The sequence below is a fragment of the Synechococcus sp. H60.1 genome (assembly GCF_047462335.1).
In the GTDB taxonomy this organism is placed as follows: domain Bacteria; phylum Cyanobacteriota; class Cyanobacteriia; order Thermostichales; family Thermostichaceae; genus Thermostichus.
Window position 1 is genome coordinate 1,160 of the sequence record NZ_JANSJA010000160.1, and the last position, 5,805, is coordinate 6,964.

The 5,805-nt window shown below is 63.1% G+C and carries 4 protein-coding genes; 3 read left to right on the forward strand and 1 reads right to left on the reverse strand.

Going from position 1 to position 5,805, the window contains the following annotated elements:
- The 3 genes from NW852_RS08190 to purD form a co-directional block, all read left to right on the forward strand.
- Nucleotides 1–1,376 (forward strand): HD domain-containing protein (locus NW852_RS08190; protein WP_414426629.1); only part of this gene is annotated, 1,376 nt, incomplete at its 5' end.
- Between the two features lie 68 nt (nucleotides 1,377–1,444).
- Nucleotides 1,445–2,635 (forward strand): glycosyltransferase, encoded by a 1,191-nt coding sequence (locus tag NW852_RS08195; protein WP_414371417.1) that lies wholly within the window; start codon nucleotides 1,445–1,447, stop codon nucleotides 2,633–2,635.
- 125 nt (nucleotides 2,636–2,760) lie between these two features.
- On the forward strand, nucleotides 2,761–4,074 hold the full coding sequence (gene purD, locus NW852_RS08200; protein WP_414371419.1) for a phosphoribosylamine--glycine ligase: 1,314 nt from the start codon (nucleotides 2,761–2,763) through the stop codon (nucleotides 4,072–4,074).
- A gap of 340 nt (nucleotides 4,075–4,414) precedes the next feature.
- Here purD and NW852_RS08205 read toward each other — a convergent pair whose 3' ends face one another.
- Nucleotides 4,415–5,557, reverse strand: coding sequence for a CAP domain-containing protein (locus tag NW852_RS08205; RefSeq protein ID WP_414426630.1), 1,143 nt, complete (start codon nucleotides 5,555–5,557; stop codon nucleotides 4,415–4,417).
- Between the last annotated feature and the right edge of the window lie 248 nt (nucleotides 5,558–5,805).

Below are 5,805 nucleotides of genomic sequence, written 5' to 3' on the forward strand. Positions count from 1 at the left end.
CCCATGGGGTAGCTTTGCTGCAGAGGTGGGGGAAGCCCCCAGCCAAGCTAGCCGAAGATTGGCCAATTGGCGAGTATGGTGGGAGTATGGCGCTGCGTTTTTGCAAGTCCCGCACCTACCACGATCCCCTGCACGGTGCCATCAGCCTGGATGGCGGGGATCCGGTCGAGGCGCTGCTGATTCGCCTCATCGACACGTCGGCCTTCCAGCGCCTGCGCCGCATCCGCCAGTTGGACACCGCTTTTTTTACCTTCCATGGCGCTGAGGGCTCCCGCTTTACCCACTCGGTGGGAGTGCTGCAGGTTACGCGGCGCCTGTTTGACAAATTGGCCCGCCGCTACCCGGAGCTGCGCCCCTACCGCCCTGTAACGCTGGTTGCCGCTCTGCTGCACGACATTGGCCATGCCCCCTTTAGCCATGCCGGCGAGGAGATCTTCGGCTGCCGACACGAGGTCTGGACGGCCCGCATCGCGCGGGAGGATCCCCAGATAGCCACGCTGGTGGCGGAGTTTGACCCGCAACTGCCGGCCCAACTGGAGCAGGTGTGGCAGAAACAATTTCCCCTGCCGCTGGTGGGGCAGCTGATTGCCAGCCAACTGGACTGCGACCGCTTTGACTACCTGATGCGCGACAGCCTGCTCACCGGCGCCCAATACGGCCACCTGGATCTGGATCGCATCCTCACGGTGTTGGACTACGACCCGGAGACGGGATCCCTCTCCATTCCCGCCCGCAAGGGCCTGGGAGCCATTGAGCACTATCTGGTGGTGCGCTATTTCATGTACACCCAGGTGTACCAGCACCCCAAGAGCCTGTGTGCCCGCTTTATTTTGGAGCGGCTCTTCAAGCGGGCCCAGGTGCTCCTGCACCAGGGAAAGATCGAGCTGGATCCCATCTTGAGTGCCTGGTGTTGGGCGGCGCTGGCGGCGCAAAAGGGGGATCCCTTCGAGCTGCCTTTGCCCCTCTATTTGGCCGCTGACGATGTGATGTTCAGCTACCCTTTTCGCTTTTGGGCCATGGCGGGGAAGGATCCCATCTTGGCCGATTTGGCGCGGCGCTATTTGGATCGGGATCTGTTCAAGGCCCGCAACCTCAGCCGCCTGCCAGAAGAGCGACGCCAAGAGCTGGTGGCAACTCTAAGCCAGAAGATGCAGCAAGATGGCTTGGATCCAGAAAGCTACTTGGGAATTCGCTCGGCCCACGTCCAGGGCTACAGCTTCTACGACCAAGGGATCCAACTCAAAACCGAGGACGGCTACGTGGAAATTGCCCAGCTCTCGCCCCTGGTGCGATCCCTGGTGGAAACGCAAAGCCAGGTTTGGCTGATCTTCCCCCGCCCCTACAGCGATATCGTAGAGAGGGCTTTGTCTGCCTAGAGGATTGGCAGATCCCAGGGCTAGGGCATGGGCAAAATCCGTTCCTTATCTGAAAGAGGGAAGCAAGAGTGGGAATCCCGGAGATCCTGGCGATGGTGTTGGCGCTAACGGCCCTGGCGATTGCCTTGGTGGCGCTGCGGCTGGGGCGGGCGCTGTGGGCTTCCCCCTGGCTGCGGGATCCCTTGCCGGAGCAAGCGGCAGAGGTCGCAGCGGCCCTGGAGCGGCTGGCGGTGATCGTGCCTGCCTACAACGAGGCGGAAAACGTGGTGGGCTGCCTAAGCAGCATCCTGGACAGCACCGCCGCCCCGCTGCAGGTCTGGCTGGTGGACGACGGCTCCACCGATGCCACCTGGGAGCTGGCCCAGGCCCTGGCTGCCGAACGGCAAGATCCGCGGCTGCACCTGCTCCAAGGGGATCCCCGCCCCCAGGGTCAAACGTGGGTGGGCAAAAACTGGGCCTGTGCCCAGGCCGTTGCCGCCCTGGCCGCCCAGCCTGATCCCCCCGACTACCTGCTCTTTCTCGACTGCGACGTGCGGCTGGGATCCGCTGCCATCGAAGCAGCCCTAGGACAGTTGCTGGCAAGCGGCAGCGGCTTGGTAAGCGTAGGGCCTCAGTTGGTGTGCGGCTGTCTGGCCGAGTGGCTGGTGCAGCCCATCATGATGGTCATCTTGGCGGCAGGCTACGACTTTGCCGCCGTCAACGATCCCAAGCGTCCCAAGGCCTTTGCCTTCGGGCCGTTCATGCTGTTTCGCCGCTCCGCCTACGAGCAAGTGGGCGGACACGCCGGCGTGGCCAATGTGGTTATCGAGGATGTGGCCTTGGCCCAGCGCATCAAAGCGGCTGGCCTGGGCTTGCAGATTTGCCTAGGGGGGTCGCGGGTGCGATGCCGCATGTACGCCAATGGAGCCGCCCTCTGGGAAGGGTGGACGAAAAACTGGTTCCTGGGCCTGGAGCGCAACTGGGCCCTCGCCGTGTTGGCGATGGTCACTGTCTTAAGCCTCTGCAGCCTGCCCTGGCTGGGGTTGATCCTGGCTGCAGCTACGGGATCCCTGCAGGTCTTGGCGGCCAGCCTGGCCGGGATCCTAGGCCAAGGGGTCATCCGCCTGCTTCTATGGCGTTGGGCCCACCTGCCGCTGCGTTACTGGTGGCTGACGGCGGTGGGAGGCTGGGTGACGGCGGCCATCATCTTGGCTTCTGCCATCCGCACCACCAGTGGGCGCAACTGGACTTGGCGGGGCCGTCCCCTGGCAGCAAGCTAAGCAGAATACAAGAAGCCCCTCCCGCTGACGCGAGCAGAAACACCGCGGGAACATGGTCTAATGGGGAATGTTCGGAGAGGATCCCAAGATAAACAAGCGGCGTTTACAAACAGTGGGATAGCGCAATGCAGGCTTTGGTCATCGGCTCCGGGGGAAGGGAACACGCTCTGGCGTGGAAGCTGTTGCAGTTTCCCCAGATTACTCGGGTCTACTGTGCACCTGGCAACGGCGGCACGCAGCAGATGCCCCGCTGTCAGTCTGTGGCTTTGGCGGCCACCGACATCGAGGGACTGGTGCGATTTGCTACCGTGCAAGGGATCCGCCTGACGGTGGTGGGGCCGGAACTGCCCTTGGTCGCGGGAATTGTGGACGCCTTTCAGGCAGCGGGGCTCCCCATTTTCGGCCCCAGTCGCGCCGCCGCCCAACTGGAGGGAAGCAAGCTCTGGGCCAAGCAACTGATGCAGGAAGCAGGGATCCCTACGGCTCCGGCTGCTGGCTTTGCCGACTTGTCTGAGGCACTGGCCTACCTGGATTCAAGAACTCCGTCAGGCAAAGGCAGCTATCCGGTGGTGATTAAAAAAGATGGGCTGGCCGCCGGCAAGGGGGTAACCGTTGCCCACAGCCGGGAAGAAGCCGTGCAGGCCCTGGAGGCAGCCCTGGCCAAGCCGGGCGAGCGGGTGCTGATTGAGGAGTTCCTTGCCGGCCAAGAGGTCTCGGTGCTGGCTCTGACGGATGGCCAGATCTGCCTGCCGCTGCTGCCCGCCCAAGACTACAAGCGCCTTGGCGATGGCGATACCGGCCCCAATACCGGCGGCATGGGGGCCCACGCCCCAGCAGACCACCTGGTGACGCCACAGCTTTTGGCCCGCATCCAGGCCCAAGTGCTGGATCCCACCCTGCAGGCGCTGCAGCGGCGGGGCATCCGCTACCAGGGGGTGATCTACGCCGGCCTGATGATCACGCCCAACGGGGATCCCTATGTGTTGGAGTACAACTGCCGCTTCGGGGATCCCGAAGCCCAGGTGATCCTGCCCCTGTTGGAAAACCCTCTGGACGAGGTGCTGCTGGCCTGCATCGAGGGACGGCTGGCCGATCTTCAACTGAAGTGGAAACCTGGCTACGCCGCCTGCGTGGTCATGGCCGCCCCCGGCTACCCTGACAGCTACGAGCGAGGGATCCCCATTGCCGGCCTGGAGGCCGCCGCCGCCACCGGGGCCCTCGTGTTCCATGCCGGCACCCGCCAGGTGGGCAAGCAGCTCCTCAGCGACGGCGGGCGCGTCCTCTGTCTTACCGGCCAAGGGGCAACGCTGGCGGAAGCGCTGCGCCAAGCCTATGCCGCAGTGGAGCAAGTCCAGTTCCCCAAAGCCCATTACCGCTCCGACATTGGCAGCCGCGCCCTTGGGCCTGCCGTCCGGCGAGGTGTAGTGCCCGCCTCCTAGTCCCCTTCTTTTTCGACTGCATCTCAAAGCCCCAGAGAGGTCGCTTCTCTGGGGCTGGTAAAGCGGCTTTAAAAAAAGCTTTGATGATTAGAGCCTAACTCCTCCAGTAAAGAGACGGCAACGATGGTATCAGAATCTCAACTTTCCTTAGATTTTCTCAACGGTGGAGCTGTTCCCAGTTGCAACTAACCTGCTCGGTGCTTGGATTCCTCTGGCGTCAGCGGGCCGGAGTTCTGGCGGCTAGGGAGAAGGGAGGCAGCCACGGCTGTTCCCAACTGAGGAGAAGAGGACTAATGTCTCGATCCCGGATGCATGCAGTTGAGCATCAGGGTGCGAAGTCCTACTCTAAGCTGAGGTTGAAGGGCTCCTTCTGCCAGAGCCAGCGGGGTGGGATCCCCAGTCCTGCGGTTACGGGTGCAGACCTTTGCGGCGCCTGAGGGTCGCAGTCGTAGAGGGTAGTGGTGTAGCGATAGGTGCGCGGCGGCCCGCCCTTGAGCCGGATGCCGCTAATCTCAAAGAGGTAGGGGCGATTGGGCTGGACGGATCCTACCGAGTAAGTGAGAGTCTCTAGGCCAAAGGCGGGATCCCCAACCCGCAGATCCCAAACCGGCACTGCCTCGCCAGTGAGGGCATCGGTGATGCGAACTTGGGCCTGGCTGAGATCAGAGAGGCCGCCGCGGCTGGGCACCGAGAAAGACCAGCGGTAGGCAGACAAAGGCTGGCCGGAAAACCCCTCGAGGCGGTACAGGTAGCCGTCCCTCTCCGGGAAGGCAATGAACTCTGGATCTGGCACTGACTCGTCAAAACCGAAGATCCAATTGGCATTGGCCTGGGTCACCCGTCCGGCCCGCGGGTCGTAGACAATGCCGTAAGCTCCTTGGGCGTACTGGGGGTAGAGGTTCCAGCGGCGATGCCCCACATCCACGAAGTTTTCCCGGCCCGGCTCGGCAAAATAAATATCCACCTGGCGCGCCAGCACCCGCCCTGGGTCGGGGCCGTTCAGCTCCAGAATCGGGCCAATCGCCAAGTTGCTAAAGCGGGATCCCGCCGCCCCGGCAGCAGTGAAGCAACGCCAAGAGGGAGGTGGCTCGTGGCTGAGGGCGCCATTGGCCACCTGCAGTAGCGCCGCCTGCTGAGCGGCCGCCAAGAATTCGGGATTGAGCTCCACCGGGGGCAACTCGTGCAACAGCCGCAGAAAGTTCAGCCGATCCATCATCTTCTGGGCTGCTGCCGGGGTGAGGCGACCGGGATTGCAGGTGGCAGCCTGAGGCTGCTCGGCATAGATGGGGCCAGCAAAGGTGCGGGTCTGGCGATCCAACTGGCAGAGGAAGTTGGCAATCGGCAGCTCTCCTGCCCGCGGAGGTTCTGGAGCTGTGAGGGATCCCCTCCCACCACAGGCAGCCACCAAAAATAGTAGGCAGAGCAAACTAAGAACCCCCCCTGCCCAGACTGGCTTCCAACTGGGCAGCCGCTGCCAAGGCATGTAAGTCCTGTAGGCTTATCGACTAGCAGGAGTAGGGGTAGGAGGGAGGCTGGGGGGGCTGACGGTGCTGCTGCTACCCTCGTCACAGGCAGACAGCAGCCCCAGGCAGAGGAACAGGGCCAGAGCCCCAAAGAGCTTGCAGGTCACTTGGGTGGGTTGAAGTGTAGCCATCGCAACAGATCTCCAAAACCCTGCCAGGTTTGACCCTGTTTTATCACGCAGGGGGGGAAGTGCCAGAGCAGAACCTG